The 19,167-nt window shown below is 68.0% G+C and carries 20 protein-coding genes and 1 tRNA gene; 6 read left to right on the forward strand and 15 right to left on the reverse strand.

The genetic code is table 11. The features are described 5' to 3' along the window. Positions 1–34 precede the first annotated feature (34 nt). Entirely contained in the window at positions 35–1,075 is a 1,041-nt protein-coding gene (gene trpD / locus ABT313_RS16935; RefSeq protein WP_350853853.1) for an anthranilate phosphoribosyltransferase, read from the forward strand. On the opposite strand, the gene ABT313_RS16940 is transcribed toward trpD, so the two are convergent. Next, on the reverse strand, positions 1,060–1,821 hold the full coding sequence (locus ABT313_RS16940; protein ID WP_350853856.1) for an alpha/beta fold hydrolase: 762 nt from the start codon (positions 1,819–1,821) through the stop codon (positions 1,060–1,062). The genes trpD and ABT313_RS16940 overlap by 16 nt on opposite strands. After that, complete coding sequence (locus ABT313_RS16945; RefSeq protein ID WP_350853860.1) at positions 1,812–2,801, reverse strand: acyltransferase domain-containing protein; 990 nt, start codon at positions 2,799–2,801, stop codon at positions 1,812–1,814. Before ABT313_RS16945 ends, ABT313_RS16940 begins: the two co-directional genes overlap by 10 nt. A 124-nt stretch (positions 2,802–2,925) precedes the next feature. Here ABT313_RS16945 and ABT313_RS16950 point away from each other — a divergent pair, with 124 nt between their 5' ends. Beyond that, the gene (locus tag ABT313_RS16950; RefSeq protein ID WP_350853863.1) at positions 2,926–3,654 is read left to right on the forward strand and encodes a DinB family protein; all 729 of its coding nucleotides are present in this window, start codon (positions 2,926–2,928) and stop codon (positions 3,652–3,654) included. A 109-nt stretch (positions 3,655–3,763) separates the two neighbouring features. Here the strand turns inward: ABT313_RS16950 and ABT313_RS16955 are convergent, their stop codons facing one another. From ABT313_RS16955 to ABT313_RS16990, 8 genes are all read right to left on the reverse strand, one after another. Then, on the reverse strand, positions 3,764–4,462 hold the full coding sequence (locus ABT313_RS16955; RefSeq protein ID WP_350853866.1) for a GNAT family N-acetyltransferase: 699 nt from the start codon (positions 4,460–4,462) through the stop codon (positions 3,764–3,766). A 55-nt stretch (positions 4,463–4,517) separates the two neighbouring features. Then, a complete protein-coding gene (locus tag ABT313_RS16960; protein WP_350853869.1) occupies positions 4,518–5,183 on the reverse strand; it encodes a dihydrofolate reductase family protein in 666 nt (221 codons plus the stop codon). Next, entirely contained in the window at positions 5,183–5,680 is a 498-nt protein-coding gene (locus ABT313_RS16965; protein ID WP_350853872.1) for an SRPBCC family protein, read from the reverse strand. The genes ABT313_RS16960 and ABT313_RS16965 overlap by 1 nt, the downstream gene beginning before the upstream one ends. Next, entirely contained in the window at positions 5,681–6,025 is a 345-nt protein-coding gene (locus ABT313_RS16970) for an ArsR/SmtB family transcription factor (RefSeq protein ID WP_350853875.1), read from the reverse strand. Positions 6,026–6,103: 78 nt separating this feature from the next. Beyond that, entirely contained in the window at positions 6,104–7,525 is a 1,422-nt protein-coding gene (locus ABT313_RS16975; RefSeq protein WP_350853877.1) for a DUF2252 domain-containing protein, read from the reverse strand. A gap of 136 nt (positions 7,526–7,661) precedes the next feature. Next, positions 7,662–8,363: a hypothetical protein gene (locus ABT313_RS16980; protein WP_350853880.1), complete on the reverse strand. Its 702-nt coding sequence runs from the start codon at positions 8,361–8,363 to the stop codon at positions 7,662–7,664. A gap of 242 nt (positions 8,364–8,605) precedes the next feature. Then, positions 8,606–9,310: a hypothetical protein gene (locus ABT313_RS16985; protein WP_350853882.1), complete on the reverse strand. Its 705-nt coding sequence runs from the start codon at positions 9,308–9,310 to the stop codon at positions 8,606–8,608. A 470-nt stretch (positions 9,311–9,780) separates the two neighbouring features. Beyond that, positions 9,781–9,869 (reverse strand) — tRNA-Ser (locus tag ABT313_RS16990). A 91-nt stretch (positions 9,870–9,960) separates the two neighbouring features. Between ABT313_RS16990 and ABT313_RS16995 the strand changes: the two genes are divergently transcribed. The 3 genes from ABT313_RS16995 to ABT313_RS17005 all read left to right on the forward strand — a co-directional run bounded on the left by ABT313_RS16995 (position 9,961) and on the right by ABT313_RS17005 (position 13,346). Beyond that, positions 9,961–11,196, forward strand: a complete 1,236-nt coding sequence (locus ABT313_RS16995; protein WP_350853885.1) for an MFS transporter — start codon at positions 9,961–9,963, stop codon at positions 11,194–11,196. A 74-nt stretch (positions 11,197–11,270) separates the two neighbouring features. Beyond that, positions 11,271–12,488 (forward strand): MFS transporter, encoded by a 1,218-nt coding sequence (locus ABT313_RS17000; protein ID WP_350853888.1) that lies wholly within the window; start codon positions 11,271–11,273, stop codon positions 12,486–12,488. Positions 12,489–12,746: 258 nt separating this feature from the next. Next, complete coding sequence (locus ABT313_RS17005) at positions 12,747–13,346, forward strand: gamma carbonic anhydrase family protein (RefSeq protein ID WP_350853891.1); 600 nt, start codon at positions 12,747–12,749, stop codon at positions 13,344–13,346. Positions 13,347–13,364: 18 nt separating this feature from the next. Here ABT313_RS17005 and ABT313_RS17010 read toward each other — a convergent pair whose 3' ends face one another. From ABT313_RS17010 to ABT313_RS17030, 5 genes are all read right to left on the reverse strand, one after another. Then, the gene (locus tag ABT313_RS17010; protein ID WP_350853894.1) at positions 13,365–14,420 is read right to left on the reverse strand and encodes a sucrase ferredoxin; all 1,056 of its coding nucleotides are present in this window, start codon (positions 14,418–14,420) and stop codon (positions 13,365–13,367) included. Positions 14,421–14,588: 168 nt separating this feature from the next. Further along, positions 14,589–15,878 (reverse strand): cupin domain-containing protein, encoded by a 1,290-nt coding sequence (locus ABT313_RS17015; RefSeq protein ID WP_350853897.1) that lies wholly within the window; start codon positions 15,876–15,878, stop codon positions 14,589–14,591. A gap of 5 nt (positions 15,879–15,883) precedes the next feature. After that, positions 15,884–16,498 carry a BatC protein gene (locus tag ABT313_RS17020; protein ID WP_350853900.1) on the reverse strand — a complete coding sequence of 205 codons (615 nt, stop codon included), beginning with the start codon at positions 16,496–16,498 and terminating at the stop codon, positions 15,884–15,886. Between the two features lie 146 nt (positions 16,499–16,644). After that, positions 16,645–17,673, reverse strand: coding sequence for an Rv2231c family histidinol phosphate aminotransferase CobC (gene cobC, locus ABT313_RS17025; RefSeq protein ID WP_350853903.1), 1,029 nt, complete (start codon positions 17,671–17,673; stop codon positions 16,645–16,647). A 58-nt stretch (positions 17,674–17,731) separates the two neighbouring features. After that, complete coding sequence (locus ABT313_RS17030; RefSeq protein WP_350853905.1) at positions 17,732–18,523, reverse strand: carbon-nitrogen hydrolase family protein; 792 nt, start codon at positions 18,521–18,523, stop codon at positions 17,732–17,734. Positions 18,524–18,564: 41 nt separating this feature from the next. Between ABT313_RS17030 and mobA the strand changes: the two genes are divergently transcribed. Then, positions 18,565–19,104 (forward strand): molybdenum cofactor guanylyltransferase, encoded by a 540-nt coding sequence (gene mobA, locus ABT313_RS17035; RefSeq protein WP_350853908.1) that lies wholly within the window; start codon positions 18,565–18,567, stop codon positions 19,102–19,104. The last annotated feature ends 63 nt before the right edge of the window (positions 19,105–19,167 follow it).

Raw genomic sequence — 19,167 nt, forward strand, 5'->3', positions numbered from 1 at the left:
CTCGTGGGCGGCCCAGCACCCTCGAGGACACCCGATGGCGACAACACTCCGGACCTGGTCCGGCCTGATCTCCGCGCTCCTGGCCGGCTCCGACCTGTCAGCGGAGGACACCGGCTGGGCGATGGACCAACTGGTGCTGGGCGAGGCGTCACCAGCCCAGATCTCCGGGTTCCTGATCGCCCTGCGGGCCAAGGGGGAGACACCTGACGAGCTGACGGGTCTGGCCGACGTACTGCGTTCGCATGCGACGCCGGTGCGGATCCGTGGGCCGTTCGTGGACATCGTGGGAACGGGCGGCGACCGGACCGGCGCGGCGAACATCTCCACCATGGCTGCCGTGGTTGCAGCCGCCACTGGTGTCACCGTGGTCAAACACGGCGGACGGGCCGCGTCCTCATCGGCCGGCGGATCTGGTGATTTGGTCGAGCACCTGGGCGTGCCACTCGACCTGTCCGCTTCCGAAGCCGCCGCCGTCGCAGCTGAGGTAGGTCTGACCTATCTGTTCGCCCCACGCTTCAACCCGGTGCTCCGCCAGGTCGCCGTCGTACGGCGTGAGCTGGCCGTCCCCACCGCATTCAACGTCCTCGCACCACTGCTCAACCCAGCAAACCCCAAGCACCAGCTCGTCGGCGTCGCCAACGCCCAGATGCTGCCCGTCCTGGCCGGCGCACTCGCCCAACAAGGAAAGTCAGCCCTAGTGGCCCGCGGCGACGACGGTCTCGACAAACTCACCACGACTGGTTACTCACGCCTGTGGGTAGTACACAACGGCTCCGCAACCGAGACCGTCTTCGATCCCCGCTCTCTTGGTCTCCCCCCATCAACCCTGGCCGACCTCCAAGGCGGCCCCCCAGCCTTCAACGCCCACGCCCTCCAATCCCTGGTCCACGGAACACCAGGCCCCCTACGAGACGCAGTCCTACTCAACGCCGCAGCCGCCATAACTACCCTGTCCCTAGGCGAGGCACCACTCGTCGACCTGCTGGCAGATGCGTTGGAGCGCTGTCGTCGCGCCGTGGACACCGGCCAGGCAGCACGAGTCCTGACGACCTGGACCAGTCACCCGCCCAGATAGTTGTTGATGGCATCGATTACTAGTTGTGGGTTGCGGAGGCTGGGGTAGTGGTCGGCGCCGGGGATCCAGGTGAAGTGGGCGCCTGGGATGCGGGCTGCTGCGGCGCCGGCTGAGGCTGTGGAGATTGCGCGGTCTTTGTCGCCGACCATCACCGTGGTGGGGGCGTGGATCTCGCTGAGCCTGTCGTACACAGGTGGCTCGGCCTTGAGGTACATGCCTTGTTCGAACCAGGCTGGGGCGGCAGCACGGAGCTGGGCGACCACGGCGTCGTCAGTGACGGTTGGCGCCCACACCGGCAGGCCGAACTCCACCAGGCCATCCACATCCCTGTTGGCGATCAGCTCGTCGTACTGCGCGTTCAGCTCCGGCTCGTCCAGTGCGGGGAAGCCATGGACGCTTGGGCAGAGGAGGACGAGGGCGTGGACCCGGTCCGGATGTGTGAGCGCGAAGCTGAGCGCAGTACCGCCGCCCATGGAGCAACCGACCAGGATGACCCGCTGCAGATCCAGCTGCTCCAGCACCGTCACCAGATCGTCCAGCAGCGAGAACTCCTCGGTCGGCAGCGGAGAGCGCCCATAACCGCGTACGTCGTACCGGATGATGCGGCGTCCGCTGAGCCCAGCCACCACCAGGTCCCACACCCGGGAGTCCCCGGTGCCCGGATGCAGGAAGACGACCGGTACGCCGTCCCCGGCCAGATGCTCGGTCCACAGGTCGTCTGGTCCAACCGGAATCCCTAGCTCCATCCCTTCAGCATGCCCGTACGCCCGTACCAGTGCCGCCCGGCGCGCAGGTGCGACACGAACGCCCGCTGCAGGGACGTGTCCTGGGGAATGCTGTCCAGGTCAGGCGGCCCGTCGGGCACTGGCAGGTGCAGCCCGAGCCGCATCAGCTCGCGGTCGCCCTCAGCCGGGTCCTCCGGTGGTAGCAGCGGTAGCAGGTCGAAGCGCTGCTGGAAACGGATGATGTTGGACTCCGGACGCAGATACTCGGCCAGCTGCGGATCCAGCAGCCACGAGTGACAGACGAACGCGTGGACCGGTTCCTCCGGATACCAGCGCTTGAAGGACTCGACCGCCGCGGCGACTGACTCCTCCGACTCCTGTGCGTCGAGTGGCCCGTTCGGCGGGATGTGAATCATCAAGAGATGCCCGGAGACGCCGTCGCCCAGACCCAGCTGGGCCCGAGTGAAGTCGTGCCGACCGATCTCGTAGTCCGCGCCGCGGAACCGCAGCGGTGGACCCCACAGCGGCATCAGTCCGACACCAGGACGACCGAAGACATGCCGGTGAGTACTCATGACTCCACCCAGCGCGGAGACAGTCGCCCTGCTCACCGAATCCGGCACACCACGCTCGGCATGCAGGTCCAGCAAGCGCGGCAGGTTGGCGAGCAACGCCCAGGCGTTCGCGAACAACCCGACGGCAGACGCGTCCTGCGGTACTGCGGGCCAGCCCCGGAACCCTGTCGACGGCAGCGCTAGCCCCATGTCCCGTTCGACCTCGCCGGCCAGCGCGGACGCGATCGTCCACCACTCGGGGTCGTCGTCCGGGTCCGGGCGCGCTGCGAGCATCTCCTCCCGATCGGCTGCGGCCACACCGCAGTACTCGATCAACGCCTCGGCGTCGTCCGGCACCCGTAGCCCGTCGCCCACCTCCAGGCCCTGGAATCGCGTTCGGGCCTGCTCGGAGAAGCCCACTCGTTCCGCCGCACTCAGAACATCCACAACCAGTTCCCTCCGCCGCGTGGTCAGTTCCTCGACCTCACCACGGGCCGCGGGTCTCGCGCACGACTTTTGTGTCCCAGGTCACGGATACGCTCGCTGCAACCTCGAGAGTTTGGGAGATGGCATGACGAAGTTCGGTCGGTCCGACGACCTGCAGGGAGCCGAGTTCGTGGAGGCGGACCTGAGCGGGGCTCGGTTCGTCGAGTCCGATCTGTCCCGGGTCGTGATGCGCGGCGTCGACATCCAGGCCGGCGACATCGACGCGCCGTGGCTGGGGACGGCGGACGCCAGCCTGGTCATCAACGGCGTCGACGTCGTGCCGTTCATCGACGCGGAGCTCAACCGCCGGTTCCCCGGCCGGGAGAACCGGCGCGCCGAGGATCCGGACGGTCTGCGTGCGGCCTGGGCGCAGGTCGAGCAGGCCTGGGCGACCGCCCGCGAGCGCCTCGGCGCCATGCCGGACGGCACCGTCGACGTCGCGGTGGACGGCGAGTGGTCGTTCGCGCAGACGGAGCGGCACCTCATCCACGCCACCGACACCTGGTTCGGCCGCAGCATCCTGGAGCTCGACGACCCCTACCACCCGCTCGGTCTCAAGTACCTCGGTACGGACGCGCCGGGCACGAAGCCGCCGTCGTACGCCGAGGTTCTCGACGGCCGCGCCGGCCGCGTCGCCATGGTCCGCGACTTCATCGCCGCCACCACCCCGACCGAGCTCGACGAGCCGCGGAAGAACCCGCACAGCCCCGAACACCCCGAGACCGTCCGCCACTGCCTGCACGTGATCATCGAGGAGGAATGGGAGCATCTCCGCTTCGCCACCCGAGACCTCGACGCCATCGAGTCCCGCTGACCCCGGGTTGTACGGCGCCCCGACCCGACGCCGTACAACTCCACGCCCCGGCTCAGATGTCCTTGCTGTCGGCGAGCATGGTCGCCCTCCCATCCTTCGGTGTGAACACCTAAGGACGGTAGAGACGTGCGCTGACGAGTCGCTGACAATCCACTGACGCAGCCGGCACCGGCAACTGGAAGACCGCCCAGCCGTCGACAGGCTCGAAGCCGAGCACCGCGTTGACCGCGCGCATATGCGTGTTGTCCTCGGCGTTCCACGCGTCGACGAAGCGGAGCGCCGGCTCGTTCGCCTGTGTGTACGTGTGATTGGCCGACTTCACCAGCAGACCGAGACGCCGGCCTCGGTGCGCCGGCTCGACGATCGTGATCCGCTGACGCGCATGGGTATCGTCGTCGGACTCGAACGACAGCTTGGTCCGGGCGACGATCTGCCCGGTCGCATCGTGCCGGGCAGCGGTCGAGTAGGAGCGATAGCCGCGTCCCAGTTCATCCGCCTCCTGCCGGCGTACCCGCGCGGCAGCCTCGAGCAGTTCAGTGCCGATGCCGCGGCGCCGGTACTGCGGGTGCACGACGAGATCCAGGTACATCAACCTGAGGTTCTCCGTCTGGGGCAGCTGGTACGACGCGGCACCGATGACTCGGTCCCCGTCCCAGGCCAGCAGGGTCGGGTCCTCGAAGCGGGCCAGGTGTGCCCGCCGGCTGGGTGTCGGGAAGTCGGGCACGTCGTACTGCGTGACCGCGACGACCAGCTCGTACCACTGGCCCATCGCCACGGCGTCCGCCGGATCCAGCTGCCTGATGGTCATGCCCGCATCCTCCGGCGGGCACAACCGATCAGCAATCGAATTCGGGACAGCCTGGCTACCGCTCCCGGACGACGTAGGTCAGGTGCGTGGTCCTCGGCGAGGGGTCCGCGCGGACCTGTTCCAGAGCCACGCGATCGTCGTTGATGCCGTCGAACAAGCGGATCCCGGTGCCGAACAACACAGGTGCGAGCGCGATCGTGAACTCGTCGATCAGGCCGGCGTTCAGATACTCCAGGATCGTCGCACCGCCACCCGCGATGCGTACGTCGCGTTCGCCGGCGGCCTCGCGGGCCAGGTCGAGCGCCTTCTCGATGCCGTCGTTGACGAAGTGGAACGTGGTCCCGCCCGGCCGCTCCCAGGAGTCACGCGTCTCGTGCGTCACGACGAAGACCGGCGTGTGGAACGGCGCCTCCTCCGGCCAGGCCAGCGCGCCGCCGTCGAACATCCGCTTGCCCATCACGCTCGCACCGGTGCGCTCGTACGTCGCCCGCGCGATGTCGTTGTCGAGCCCTTCCTCGCCGCCCTCACCGAGCTTCAGGTTTTCCCGGAAGAACCGCTGCGGGAAGATCCACGCCTGCAGTTCCGACCACTTCGACATCCAGCTCTGGACCCTGGGGTCCGTTTGGCCCTCGGGCGAGAACACGACGTCCAACGGCACGTCGTCCGGCGCCACGAAACCGTCGAGCGACATCGTCACGCTGAAGAACACCTTGCCTGCCATCAGTTCTCAACTCCCTTCCGAACAAGCTCCTCGACGTACGCCGCCAGGTTGGCGACGGTCTGCTGACCGCCCTCGATCGCGTGATACTTCTCGACCGCCTCGTCGCGCAACTCCCTGGTCGGGAACACCGTGTGCATCTCGATCCGGGTCCCCGCACCGGCGGGCTCGAACGTCAGCACCGAGTCGAAGGCGTTCGGGTCGTCGCGGGACTCACCGTGCAGCAGCGTGATCCGCTCCGGCGGGACGATCTCGGTCCAGGTGATCCACTCGGTGTAGTCCGTCCCGTCCGGCCCGTGCATCAGGAAGTCCCACTCGCCGCCGGCGCGGAACTCGAACGCTCGCGTGGTCGTGGTGAATCCCTCCGGTCCCCACCACTGCGACAGGTGCCGGACCTCCGTGAACGCCTCGAACACCAGCTCTCGCGGTGCGTCGATGACGCGCGAGATCACGATCTCCCGATCGGCCGTCGACGGCGTTCCTTGTCTTGCCGTGCTCATTTACTGCTCCTCCTCGCTTGCCTGCTTGAGGTCCTGCACATACGCGTCCAACCGATCGAAGCTCTCGTTCCAGAACTGTTCGAACCCACCCGTCCACTCGTGGACAGGCCGCAGCCCGCGAGCATCCAGCCCGTACAGCCGCTGCTTGCCCGCCCTCCGGTCCCGCACCAGCCCGACCTCCCGAAGCACCCGCAGGTGCTTCGACGCCCCCGGCTGCGTCATCCCCAACTCCTCGGCCAACTCAGTCACCGGCCGCTCCCCATCGCGCAGCAACACCAAGATCTCCCGCCGCTGCGGCTCCGCAATCGCATTGAAAACATCCGACGTCGTCGCTGCCCGTGCCATGCCGCAATCATATGCCTATATCGGCATGCGTCAAGCACCCGGTCTGGAACGTGCCTCGGCGGCGGGCACAGCGCACCGTCAGATTTCGGGGCTGATGGGGATGGTGCCGGCGTCTACTGCTGCGGCGAGTCTGCGGTGGTCGCGGGCGTTGGTGTCGGCGTAGGCGAGGGCGAAGTCGGCGATGGCCTCATCGAAGATGTCGGCGTTTCCGAGGTAGCCGGCGATGGCGATCTCATCTCCACCTCGGCCGTGGGCGCGGGCGAGGGTCCAGCCGCACATGCCGCCATAGACGCCCAGACCTCCGGGGGTGAGCTTGGCCGGGTCGATGGCGCCTTTCATGTCCCACAGTTGACGCACGTAGTAGTCGAAGCCGCGGGGTCCGGTGGTCCAGCCGAGGAAGATGTCGGGGAGCGATTGCAGGAGCCGTTGTCCGGCGACCACGCGTTGGCCGTGGTGTGAGAACTCGCTGGTGGCGACGTACGGCTCGAGGACGCTGGCTTCGGCTTGTTTGATCTGGAGGAACAGCAGGTCGTGGATGCCCTTGCCGCGGAGTAGGGCGACGTAGCAGCGGGTGCCGACGCTGCCGACGCCGACCACCTTGCGCGCGATGTCGACGATCTCGAATTGGTCGAACAGTGCTCGGCGGTTGTCGTCGAGGCTGTGCCGGTAGCTGTCGACGGCTTCTTGGATGCCGGCGGTGAGCAGCTGGGCGTCGGCCGCGGCGAAGAGCTCCCGGACCGGGACGAGGAGTGGCGGGTGGCTGGCCAGTCGCACCCCGGCGCTGCTGCGCAGGCAGAGCTTGGCGAAGGCGCGCAGATTGTCGTGTGCCTTCGCCTTGGCGAAGACCTTGTGCAGCCTGGTGGGTGTCAGCTTGGGCGCGGTGGTTCCGAACTCCTTTTCCAGGCGTCGGATGATGTCGGTCATTTGCGCGGAAGACAGGTGCAGGTACCACAGGTCGAGCGTGGCGAGCTCGGCGAAGGTCAGCATGGCTTCGCGATACTCGCGGACCGTTTCGCGAGCCGCCGCGCGCTGCTGGTCCGACGTGAAGCCGTTCTGCCGGCCGGCGACGGCGACACTGGCGGCCAGGCGTTTCACGTCCCATTCCCACGGGCCGGGCAGGGTTTCGTCGAAGTCGTTGACGTCGAAGACGAGGTCGCGCTCCGGTGTTCCGAACAGGCCGAAGTTGACCAGATGTGCGTCGCCGCATGCCTGTACGGCGATGCCGGTGGTCGGCGTGCCGGCGAGGTCGTTGGCCATGATCGCCGGGCCGCCGCGGAAGAAGTCGAACGGCGAGGCCAGCATCCGGCCGTAGCGCACCGGGACCAGGTCCGGTTCCCGGGTCGCGGCCTGTGCCTGCAGGATGTCGAGCGGGTCGGGCCGATCAGGCGACAGTTCCCAGTCGGCGTGAGCGCGGCGCGGCGCCGTACCGCGGGCGGCCCTGCCATAGGCCTTCCGCTGCTGTACCCCGGGAACCAGGGCACTCGACCCACCCCCGCCCATGAGTCCAGATTGCCAGATCCACGGCCGTCGCGGCAGAGCGACTCCGCAATCCAGATAGCTCGCCGTCGTGGGATGCAGGTGAATACCTGGCCATGGTCGCGGCCGGTTTCGTGAACCACTGTTCCAGCATTCCGCCTCAGACGGGTGGTTTCGGGGCGAGGAACAGCAGCACGCACGCGAACACGAGGATGGCCCCGCCGACGCAAATAAGACCGATGCGGGCCGAGCGCACCCGGAAGTGGCCACTGATGCCGGCGAGGAACAGCACGGTCGCCAGGTAGATCGTGGTCCGCACGTAGTTGTCGGAGTTGTTGCCCGCCGTCACCCCCGCGGCGTAGTGGCGGTCGGCGCTGGCGTCAAGCAGGCCGGCTCGGGCCAGCTCGGGTTGGTGGTACTGGCGCATATAGGTCGGGCCTTTGGGCGCTTGCGGGTTGTTGAACGGGTCTGTCGTGAGCCAGGCGTTGAACGCGGCCAGGAACACCGGGCGGAATCGGTACTGGGCTACCCGCATCGCCTGCTCGTTGTCTGCGAGGTAGGCGGTGTACCAGGCGTTGAATGCCAGCGCGTCGAAGTTCCGCAGATCCGCGGCCTCGTAAGCGGCCCGATTCGCCTCCGACCTGGCCGCCGACGCCTGAGCCAGCTGGAAGGACGACTCGGTGCCCCACTTCGCCGCCGCGAAGCCGGACCAGGCCGCGAGCACCGCTACGACAGCAAGCAGGAACGCCTCGCTGATAGTGATCAGTCGGTCGCGGCCGGCATGCCCGGTGCCGGGGCCTTCCCGTGCCCGGTGCTCGGAGATTTCCTTTCCGACTTCGTTCGGCGACAGGCCCTCTGGCACCGCGTCCCCCCTCAGCAGGTGGCCTGTCCCGGAATCCGTCCTCAGGCCACGTACCCGCGCTCACTCAGAGCTACGTGAGCTGCTGCGGGCTGACCGCCGTACTCGTCTGGACATCGGACTTCGGGACTGGCGAGCCGGCGGATCTGCTGGGCAGATCGAGACCAGCAGTCTGCTTTCCAAATTCTCGCTGTCTCAGCAAAGACTGACAAGGGAGTGCGGTCGCCGCGTGGCGGGAACGGTTCCTAGGCAGCGCCGACCTTCCTGGGCATCAGAACCAGCCGTACGCCGGTCACCAGCAGCCACACGAGCCAGGCGGCGTAGCCGAGTAGCCCCACGAACAGGATCGGCGAGCCGTCAGCGATCGCGAGGTTGGCCACCCCGGCGGCGATCGCCAGGCCTCCCCCGGCCACGCCGAGCACACGCTGCCACGGCGCCGCCAGCCGACTCGCATGCGCCGCCAGCGCAGCGCCGATGAAGGTGGTGCCGAGCGCCGACAGCGCCAGAGCGAATGCTCCTGCATGCAGCTGCCAGACGAGCTTTAACAGCGGGCTCGGCTCGGCGAGCTCGCCGGCGGACAATACGACTCCGTCCCACAGAACGGCGTAGAACGCGAAGACCGCCGCGAGAGTCGCGCCCGCGGCCACCGCGAGGCGCGACCAGTCGGCGCCCGCACCCCCGCGACGCCCGACCAGCCCGTGGAGACCGGTCACGAACACGAGCAGCAGCGGCAGGTTCAGCGCCTCTGAGCCGACCGCGATCGCGACCACGCCCCGGTTCTCCGCGTGCCAGGCGAGCACCTTCTCGATCGGGTCGCCGTAGCCGGGCGGCCTGGTCCAGACAAACACGGCATTCTGGATGACCAACGACGCTACCAACGCGATCGCCGCCCCGCCCACGACCCGTTCCCCGAACGCCGCGGTCGGCGTCGTCAGCGGAACCTTGTTCACGGCCACAGGATGCGCTGGTGTAGCCGCCGCAATCAACATCGGGAATCATCCCGACGTACGCCGTGGCCCACCCTGGCGCTGCTGTGGCGCTACTTAAACGCTGGCTTCGAGCCGCTTGCGCGCCACCTCCTCCTGGCCGTCCAGGAACTTGGCGTAGACCCTCAGCAGCACGTCAACGCTGTGCCCTGCCTAGGCGGCGACGCGGGGTGCCCCGACTCCGCTCGCCAGCCAGGTCGAGACGGCCGCGTGCCGGAGATCGGATGGCCGCTTGGCGAGCTGCGAACGCCCAGCGATTTCCTTGCCGAAGGCCCGTTCCCGGACCTTCTTCCACATGGCTCTCTGGTGCTTCAGTGCCAGAGATGGGCTGAACACGTGGGGGCCGGACTTAGCCGGACACAACTGGACGGCGCTCAGGGCACCCGCTCCGCAGTGTTTCAGCAGGTCAGCCGCCTGTTTCCGGAGTCAAAAGGCGGAGGGTGTGGGATTCGAACCCACGATGACGGTCACCCGCCATACCGGTTTTCAAGACCAGCGCACTCGGCCACTATGCGAACCCTCCCGGCGTTGCCGCCGAGGATCGAGGATAGCGCAGGTGGGTGGGGGGAATTGGAGTGCGGGCGGGAGGGGCCGGCGGTAGGGTCTGGGGTCTCATGCGTTCGCTTGGCGCTGTTGCGTTTCCGGTTGAGCTCGGGTCGGATTTCCGGAAGATCTGGCCGGCTTCGATCATTTCCAATCTCGGTGACGGCGCGATGGCGGCTGCCGGGCCGTTGCTTGTTGCCTCGATCACCACGGAGCCGGCGGCGGTGGGGGCTGCGGCGTTCATCCAGCAGCTGCCCTGGTTGCTGTTCGCGTTGTTCAGTGGCGTGCTCGTCGATCGGCTCGATCGCCGGTTGATGATTGTTGCCGCTGACACCTTTCGCGCGATCGTGCTGGTCGCGCTGGGTGCCGCCGTACTGCTCGGCACCTCGCCGCTCTGGGCGATCTACCTCACCCTGTTCCTGCTCGGTACGGCGGAAACGCTTGCAGACAACGCATCCGGCGCGCTGCTCGTGAGCGCCGTACCGAAGGAACAGCTCGGCAGGGCCAACTCACGACTGTTCGCCAGCGCCACCATCCAGCAGCTCGGCGGACCTCCGCTCGGCGCATTGCTGTTTGCGGCGGGCGCCGGCATCCCGCTGGTCTTCGATGCGGTCACCTTCGCCGCGGCAGCAGCCCTGATCGCGCGCGTCGCCGTACGTCCGCCGCTGCCGGACCGCTCCACGCGTGCAGCGCTCTGGCACGAAGTCCACGAGGGAGTCCGCTGGCTCTGGGGGCACTCCGGCGTACGGACGCTTGCACTGTCGATCCTGGTCATGAACATCACCTTCTGTGCAGCGTTCGCGACCTGGGTGCTGTTCGCACGCGAACGGCTCGGTCTGACCGAGACGCAGTTCGGCCTGCTCATAGCTGTAGGCGCAGTCGGCGGCGTGCTCGGCATGCCGATGTACCACTTCCTGGAACCGCGCGTCGGCCCGGTGACCCTGCTCCGCGCCGGTCTGGTCATCGAAACGACAGTCCACCTCGTCCTGGCGCTCACCCGGAACCCGTGGGTCGCCGGCGCGACTATGGGGGTGTTCGGCGTCCACGCCGTCGTGTGGGGCATCGTCTCGACCACGACGCGCCAGCTGGTCACTCCGGATGCGCTGATGGGCAGAGTGAACAGCGTGTACCTGCTGGCCTCGGTCGGCGGTGCTGCGATCGGCTCGGCGCTCGGCGGCGTACTGGCGCAGCGGTTCGGACTGGCTGCTCCGTTCGCGATCGCCTTCGTCGCCATGGTGCTCATGACGGCAGTCGCGTGGCGTCCGCTCCGGAATATCGCCGTACGGCGGGTGTCGGCAGCAGACTGAAATCGGATGGTACGGCCGGAGAGCGCTTGCTAGAGTTCGCCAGCCGCCGAGATGACCGATGGGAGCGCTCCGCCATGCCCGCAGCGACGTCACTCGGCCTGCCGAACGTCCGCGGCCGGGTACCGCTGCTGGCCGGCCTGGCGATCGACTCGTTCGGCGGCGGCTGCGCGGGACCGCTCCTGCTGCTGTTCTTCAACAAGGTCGCCGGCATTCAGCTCGGCACGGCCGGACTGATGCTCACGATCGCGACGCTGTTCTCCATCGCAGCACCGGCCGCAGTGGGGGTCGTGATCGATCGGGTCGGGCCGCGCAACATCGTCGTGGCCGCGCAGTTCGCCCAGGGGCTGGCGTTCACCGGCTTCTTCTTCGGGCGATCGATCTGGGTGCTGTTCCTGTGCTCGCTGGTGACGACGACCGGGCAGCGGGTGTTCTGGTCGGCGATCTTCAGTCTGCTCGCGGACGTCGCCGACGAGGGCGAGCGAGACAAGTGGTTCGGACTGGGCGGGATGATGCAGGCCGGCGGTCTGGCACTCGGCGCTCTGGTCGCGGGCTGGCTGCTGGCGATCGGCGGCGACACACCGTTCCTCGTCGCGATGGCCGTGAACGCGGTGACGTTCTACGTCGCCGGTCTGCTCCTGCTGCGCCTACACCCCTCGCACCACGAGCGGACCACGCAGGACGGCGGTCCGGCTCCGCTGCTGCGCAAGGACAAAACGTTCCTGGTGCTGATCGGCGCGAACACGTTGCTGGCGCTCTGCACGATGATGCTCGGCGTCGGCGTACCCGTGTACGTCACTGAGGCGCTGACGGTGCCGAAGTGGCTGGTCGGTGTGCTGATTGCGGCGACGTCCGTCGTCCTGGCGACCGGTCAGACGCTGGTGGTGCGGCACACCGAGCGGCGTCGTCGTACGAACGTCATGGTGGTCGCTGGGATCACCTACGCGGTCTGGGCGGTGCTGATGGCGCTGCAGATCCACATTCCAGCGGGATGGGTCGTGCCGGTGCTGGTACTTGCGACGGCTTGCTATGCGTTCGCCGACGTACTGCATGCGGCGACCAACAACGCTCTGTCGGCTGCGGTGTCGCCTGTGGTGGGGCGTGGGAAGTACCTGTCGTACTGGCAGTACTCGTTCGCCTTCGCGAGCGTGCTGGCGCCGGGGTTCTTCGCGCAGCTGTTCGAGGTCCATCACGAGCTGCCCTGGGTCGCGCTGGCCGGGCTCGCGCTGGTCGCGAGCCTGACGATCTACGTGCTGGCACGGGTCGCGCCGCGGTTGAGTTCCGAGCGGATCTGAACTGCGTTTCGCGGGTCGATTCCTGACCTGTCAGAATGCGTTGCGCTGCGTCGAACATCTGTTCTAATGTTGGCTCAGTTCGCGGTTCTCCACCCGGATTGTCCGATGGACCGAGCCTCCCACCTTCGATGTGGACGGGCCGGAGGACACCGCCGCCCGGGGTTGTGAGGACCCGGGCTGTGGAGAGTCCGCAGGGTTCACACACAAGACTGGGTACAGCTGGAGCGAGGTGGTCACGCAACGAAAGGACAGCGACAGATGCTGCTCGAACACCGCGGCCGACGACCGGTCGTGCCCGAATCCGCGTACGTCGCACCATCGGCCGTGCTCTGCGGCGCCGTCGTCCTTGGCGAAGGCAGCAGAGTCCTGCACGGTGCTGTGCTGACCGCGGAGAACGGCGAGGTCAGGCTCGGCGAGAACAGCGTGGTGATGGAGAACGCCCTGGTGCGCGGCCGGGCCGACCATCCCGCACTGCTCGGCGACGGGGTCCTGGTAGGTCCTCATGCACACGTCAACGGCGCCACGGTCGAGAACGAAGTTTTCATCGCCACGGGCGCCGCGTTGTTCCCCGGTTCCGTCGCCGGCACAGGCGCAGAGCTCCGGATCAACAGCGTGCTGCACGTCAACTCGCACCTGGAAGCAGGCACGATCCTCCCGATCGGCTGGATCGCGGCCGGCAACCCGGCACAGCTCTTCTCCCCGGACCGGCACGAAGAGCTGTGGCAGGTCCAACGCGAGCTGGACTTCCCCGGCACGGTGTACGGCGTTCCTCGCGGCACACCCCTGCGCGAGATCATGGCCCGGCAGTCGGCCTTCTACGGATCGCACCTCGAGGATCGCCCGATCGACCCAACCTGAGCCAGCCCGCTTGCGGGTTCAGACGGTCGTGAGGGAGTGCAGCTCGAAGCGCCGGACCTGGGCGGGCGAGGTACCGGCGCAGGTCAGCCGTGCGTCAACGGTGTCGAGATGAGCCGACACCTCGACGGCGATCGCCCCGGTGGACGTCGCGTTCGAGTTCGGTGTGGAGGCGGTGGTGGTGAGCAGGATTCGGTAGTGGTGGTTGGGGAGTTGCTGGACGGACTGCGGTAGGAGGTTGTCGACGGTTGGTGAGTGGCCGGCTTCGCGGGCGAAGTGCTGGGCGGCTTGGACGGGCGGGGTGAAGGCACCTGATCCGCGGAGGAGATCAGGTACGACGAGGCCCTTGTCGTACTGCCGCGCGAGTTCGACGGCGCGGGTCGGCGGGACGTGGCCGTAGAACAGTCCGTGCGGGAGTAGGACGACGTTCGCCGCGAAGCGATCGCCGCCGATGTGGCTGCATTCCCACGTGCGCTCCGGGTACGCCGAGGCAAGCGCCGCGGCCACCGGACGACCTCGCACGGCGCAACACGCGTCGTGGCGCCCGTGTGTGCAGACGAGGTACACGGGATCGGTGCTGATCGTCCCCTGAACCTTTCCGGCGAGTACGTCGAGCAGATGCTCGTCTGTCGGTAGCGGCCCCCACCGAACTTCTTCACGCCCCGGCCGACAGTCCACCAACCCCCACCGTCGTCCACGTGTCCGATCCACCCGCCCATACCGCCGAACCAACACCGGCCGAACCCCCAACTCCCGACACAACCGCGCCACAGCGTCCCCAAGCCGCACACCGCCGCCCGCCCCGTCGGCGCGATAGGAGGAGGTGTGGTGAACAGCCTCCGCCACCTCGGCTTCGGAGACGGGGGAGGTGTGGCCTACAGCGTCCGCGTCTGCGCTGACGGGGTGCGTGGGAGTGGCTTGGAGGGTGGTGAGGGCCTGGCGGGGCCAGGGGGTGTGGGATTCGATGAGGAGCCAGCGTTGGGCGGGTGGGGCGGTGGCTGTCAGGGAGTCGTGCCGGAGGTCGGCCTGGGCTGCGCAGCCTGTTTCCGGTCGGTATCGAGCGTCCCCGTCGTCCACGGCACCTCACAATTCCACAGCAACTCACGGCAACTTCAACCACCACAGCAACTCACGCGCCCTTCAATCAGGACGGCAACTCACGCGACCTTCGACCAGCACGGCAACTCACGCGACCTTCGACCAGCACAGCAGCGCACGCGACCTCAACCAGCCGGGCCACGAAGCTCAGCTGGTGGTCGCGACCAAGACGGCTTCTGTGAGGAGGCGGCGGACTAGGACTAGTTGGTCGGCGTCGGTCAGGTTGGGCAGGTTGCCTACCTTGCAGTCGGCGCCGGAGGTCAGTTCGGTTACGGCTGCTTCGGTGGAGATGGGGAAGGTGATCGTACGGTCGGGGAGTTGGAGGACGACCGGGTCGCCGGGGACGACTCGGCAGCGGAGGCCGGGGCGTAGGCGGACTGTGGTGCCTACGGACAGGGAGGCGATTGACGCCGCGTGAGCGAGCGGTGGGAGGGGTGCTGGGCGGTTGCCGGACCACGTGCGGCGGCGGAGCCGGCCGGCCAGTGCGTCTGGCGTCGCGGAACGGATCTGTTGTGCGAATTGCTCGGCTACCTCGGGCAGGATCTGTGCGAGCTGATCTGGGTCGCCAGGGTCGAAGCCGAGCGGCAGTGCGGTGCGTAGTGCTGGTTGGTTGGCGGCGAGGGCGGCCAGTTCTTGTACGAGTAGATAGCGCGTCAGGGTGTGCATTCCGACGGTGAGGTGTGCGCTGACCCCACCAAGCGCCTTCGCGGAGTGCAGGAAGCCCCGCGGTACGTAGAGCGCGTCGCCGGGCCGCAGTACCTCGTCGATCACCGGTGCGTTGTCGCGGGCAGCCGCTGCGACAGCTTGGGCGTGGTCGGTCCAGGGCTGGTTGCGGAGTGGGTCGACGTGCACCGGCTCGTGTACGGTCCAGTGCTTCTCGCCGGCTACCTGGAGTACGAAGACGTCGTGTACGTCGTAGTGCGCCGAGAACCCCTGCGACTCGGCGGGGGTGATGTATGCGTTGATCTGCACCGGGTGCCCGGCGTCCGCGGACAGCTGGGTCGAGAAGTCGACCAGGGCGGGCCAGGTCCGGTGCAAAGCCTGCAGTACGACGGTGTGCCCGCTGGCGAACAGCGCCGCGACCTTGTCGTCGCGTACCTGGTCGGCGATCTCCGCGCCCACACCAGCCGGTCCGGTGAACTGGCTATCCCCCACGACCGAGCCGTTCTTGGCGATCCGCAAGAACGGCGTCCGCAGACCGCGACGGGACAGCAACTCGTCAACAGCCTCGAGACTGAACAGATCGTCGTACGGCGCAGGCAGATCCGGGCTATGCGACAGCAGCGAACGCCTACCCCAGTACGAGCTAGCAAACTCGCCCAGATCCCCCGCCACACAACGCCGGAGCGCCGGACACTCACCCCGCAGCCCGTCCGGCGGATCTGCAGCGTCCGCCGCGGGTGCGGGGTTCGCGGGGTTGGGCCCGGCGTCCGGCATGGTGGTCACCAGCTTCCGGAGTTCCCGCCGCCGCCTTCTCCGCTGCCGGCGCCGCCGTCTGCGCCACCGTCAGCGCCGCCGTCTGAGCCGCTGGGGTTCGCACCGCCGTCCGCAGTACCTTCGCCGCCGGCACCGCCATCCGCGCCACCGTCCTGCGACCCCTGCGAGGCGCCGCCATCTGCTGGGCCCTCGCCATACCCGCCGGCGCCACCGTCAGCGCCACCGTCGTGCCCACCTTGTGAGGCGCCGCCGTCAGCTGGGCCCTCGCCGGCGCCACCGTCAGCGCCGCCGTCTTGTGCGCCCTCGTTGGCGCCGCCGTCGGCGGTGCCTTCGCCGTAGTTGCCTGAGCCGCCGCCCGCGCCATCACCCGCACCGCCATCGGCACCGCCGTCCTGCGCACCTGGCGAAGCGCCGCCGTCAGCCGGGCCCTCGCCGGTGCCACCATCGGCACCGCCGTCAGCGCCGCCGTCGGAAGACGAGCTGTCGCCGTACCCGCCGGAGGTGTTGCCGCCTGCGCCGCCGTCGGCTCCACCGTCGGTGCCGCCAACGTTCGCGCCGCCGTCGGCCAAGCCTTCGCCGCCCTCGGACGAGGTGTTCATGTCGTCGTCGCTGAGACCCATTGTGCTGCTCCCTTCGCGAATGGCCAGAAAGATGCCCGGGACATCATCAATGGGGCACCCTGGCCATCTTGTGCGCAAAGTGGAGCTCCGCTAAACCCCTCCAGCGTTACAGCGCCAACTCGATTCAGCGGCGGGTACCGGATCGGTCAGCGAAGAAGATCCGCGAGCACCTTCACGAACCCGTCGGTGACGTCCTCCGGCCGTACGGCGATCCGCAACCAGTCCGGTCCCAGTCCGGGGAACGTGTCCCCGCGACGGACCGCAAATCCCTGCGCACGCAGGGATTCCCGCAGCTCCGCGGCACCGCGAACGTGGACGAGAACGAACGGCGCCGACGCCACGCCGTACGTCGAAAGGCCCTGCGCCGTCCCGAGCTTGTCAAGCAGGTGGACACGCTGCCGGGAAATGTCCAGCGCCGCCTGTGCCGCTTCCGCCACCGCACGCTCGTTGCTGCAGGCAATTGCCGCCGCGAGAGCAGGAGTGGACACCGGCCACTGAGGTTGAACGGCTGACAATTGTTCGATCAAACTCGGCGCCGCGAGCACATATCCGACCCGCAACCCGGCGAGCCCCCAGGTCTTGGTCAGACTCCGCACCACCACGAGCCCCGGGATCGACGCACACGCGAGCGACTCGGGCTCACCCGGTACGGCGTCCATGAACGCCTCGTCGACGACCAGGATCCGGTCGGGCCGCGCCAGCTCACGCAGCGAGTCGGCCGGGTGCAGCACGGACGTCGGGTTGGTCGGGTTGCCAATCACAACCAGGTCCGCATCCCGGGGTACGGCGGCCGGGTCCAGCACGAACCCGTCCTCGGGCCGCAGGATCACCCGGTCGACCAGGTGCCCGGCCGAACGCAGTGCCGCCTCGGGCTCGGTGAATTGGGGATGAACGACGACCGGATGCCGCGGCCGGAAGGCCCGCGCAATCAGCACGAACGCCTCCGCAGCACCCGCGGTGAGCAGCACCCGATCCGGCGAGACGCCATGGCGCCGCGCGACCGCGTTGAGCGCGATCCCGGGCCGTGGGTACGCCGCGAGGTCCGTCAGGCTCGCCGTGATCGCGTCGACCAGCCACGGCGGCGGAGCACCCGTACGAACGTTGACAGCGAGGTCGACAAGACCCTCGCCGACCTCTAGATCACCGTGATGCTCCAGATCAAATGCATCCACCACGCCAGGAGGTTAACGTGTCAATGACCGTTTCGGACCAGCTGGTCCGCGCACTGGGCGATCAACGTGGCGTGACCGAGTACCGGCGGTTCTGGAGAGACGGGTTGCGCTTGCGTACGTCGGCCAGCCGCTCGCCCGTGAGCTCGGCGAACGCATGTCCGTCCGACTCACCCACCGAGGCGAGCGCGATCCCCTGCGGGTCCACGACCTGGCTGAGGCCGCAGTACTTCTTGCCGTTCTGGGCGGCGGCGACGACATAGCAGGTGTTCTCCACCGCCCGCGCGGTGAGCAGAGTGGTCCAGTGGTGCTCCTTGAGCGGTCCACGTACCCAGGCCGCCGGTACGACGAGCACCTCCGCTCCAGCGTCGATCAGCGCACGGGACAGCTCTGGGAACCGCAGGTCGTAGCAGGTCATCAGTCCGAGCTTCCGGTCGCCGACCTGCACCACCACCGGAGCTACGTCGCCCGCGGTGAGCTGGTCGGACTCCTTGTACCCGAACGCGTCGTACAGGTGGATCTTGCGGTACGCACCGAGCAGTGCGCCGTCCGCACCGACGGCCAGCAGCGTGTTGTACGGACGGTGCTGGTCACAGCTGCGCTCGAACATGCCGGCCACGATCGCGACGCTGTGCTCGACCGCAGCCTTCCGCAGCGTCGCCACGAACTCGCCATCGAGCGACTCCGCCGCATCTGCCACCGAGCCCTCAACAGCGAAGTCGGACATCATCGCCTCCGGCAGCACGACGAGATCAGGCTGACCCTGTGCGGCGGCGTCCGCGACCAGGCGACTGACCAGGTCCCGGTTGGCGGCCTTGTCGTAGCCACTGGCGGTCTGCACCACAGCGATCCTCATCTCTCCATGGTGCCGCACAACTCGAGTGCGAGACTGCCTCCGTGGAGTTTGACGCGGTGGTGCTGGCTGGGGGCGGGTCCACTCGGTTCGGTGGGGTGGACAAGGCGATGTTGGTGCTCGACGGGGTGACACTGCTGGACCGGGTGCTGACTGCGACAGCAGATGCGGCACAGACGGTCGTGGTCGGGCCGGTGCGTACGACGTACCGCGGCGTCGACTGGACCGTTGAGGACCCGCCGGCGGGCGGACCAGTGGCGGGGCTGGCGGCCGGACTGCAGCGGGGTACGGCGCCAGTAGTCGTGGTTGTCAGCTGCGACCTGCCCTGGTTGACGAAGGACGACGTGACCGCGCTCGTCGACGGACTCGGCGAGTACGACGGGTACGGGCTGCGCGACGCCTCCGGACAGGAACAGCGACTCGCCGCCGCATACCGCCGTACCGCACTTGTCGACGCCATCCAGCGGGCAGGCGATCCGCGGGACAAGTCGGTACGTCGTACCCTCGCTGGACTCAATCTGAGCTGGACCGACCCGACGCGGGCCGGAGACGACGTCGACACCTGGGCCGACCTGGACGACTGAATCGGACCGGCTTGACAATCGGATTACGAAAGGCAGTGGATGGCCGAGTACGCAATACTCATA

Source organism: Kribbella sp. NPDC000426, assembly GCF_040300265.1.
In the GTDB taxonomy this organism is placed as follows: domain Bacteria; phylum Actinomycetota; class Actinomycetes; order Propionibacteriales; family Kribbellaceae; genus Kribbella.

Excerpts from the sequence above, each read along its gene's own strand:
- ABT313_RS16950 (WP_350853863.1), top strand. The coding sequence starts at position 2,926 with ATGACGAAGTTCGGTCGGTCCGACGACCTGCAGGGAGCCGAGTTCGTG.
- ABT313_RS16940 (WP_350853856.1), bottom strand. The coding sequence starts at position 1,821 with ATGGAGCTAGGGATTCCGGTTGGACCAGACGACCTGTGGACCGAGCAT.
- ABT313_RS17005 (WP_350853891.1), top strand. The coding sequence starts at position 12,747 with ATGCTGCTCGAACACCGCGGCCGACGACCGGTCGTGCCCGAATCCGCG.
- ABT313_RS17000 (WP_350853888.1), top strand. The coding sequence starts at position 11,271 with ATGCCCGCAGCGACGTCACTCGGCCTGCCGAACGTCCGCGGCCGGGTA.
- ABT313_RS17020 (WP_350853900.1), bottom strand. The coding sequence starts at position 16,498 with ATGGGTCTCAGCGACGACGACATGAACACCTCGTCCGAGGGCGGCGAA.
- ABT313_RS16960 (WP_350853869.1), bottom strand. The coding sequence starts at position 5,183 with ATGGCAGGCAAGGTGTTCTTCAGCGTGACGATGTCGCTCGACGGTTTC.
- trpD (WP_350853853.1), top strand. The coding sequence starts at position 35 with ATGGCGACAACACTCCGGACCTGGTCCGGCCTGATCTCCGCGCTCCTG.
- ABT313_RS16975 (WP_350853877.1), bottom strand. The coding sequence starts at position 7,525 with ATGGGCGGGGGTGGGTCGAGTGCCCTGGTTCCCGGGGTACAGCAGCGG.
- ABT313_RS16955 (WP_350853866.1), bottom strand. The coding sequence starts at position 4,462 with ATGACCATCAGGCAGCTGGATCCGGCGGACGCCGTGGCGATGGGCCAG.
- ABT313_RS16970 (WP_350853875.1), bottom strand. The coding sequence starts at position 6,025 with ATGGCACGGGCAGCGACGACGTCGGATGTTTTCAATGCGATTGCGGAG.
- ABT313_RS17015 (WP_350853897.1), bottom strand. The coding sequence starts at position 15,878 with ATGCCGGACGCCGGGCCCAACCCCGCGAACCCCGCACCCGCGGCGGAC.
- ABT313_RS17030 (WP_350853905.1), bottom strand. The coding sequence starts at position 18,523 with ATGAGGATCGCTGTGGTGCAGACCGCCAGTGGCTACGACAAGGCCGCC.
- ABT313_RS16965 (WP_350853872.1), bottom strand. The coding sequence starts at position 5,680 with ATGAGCACGGCAAGACAAGGAACGCCGTCGACGGCCGATCGGGAGATC.
- ABT313_RS16995 (WP_350853885.1), top strand. The coding sequence starts at position 9,961 with ATGCGTTCGCTTGGCGCTGTTGCGTTTCCGGTTGAGCTCGGGTCGGAT.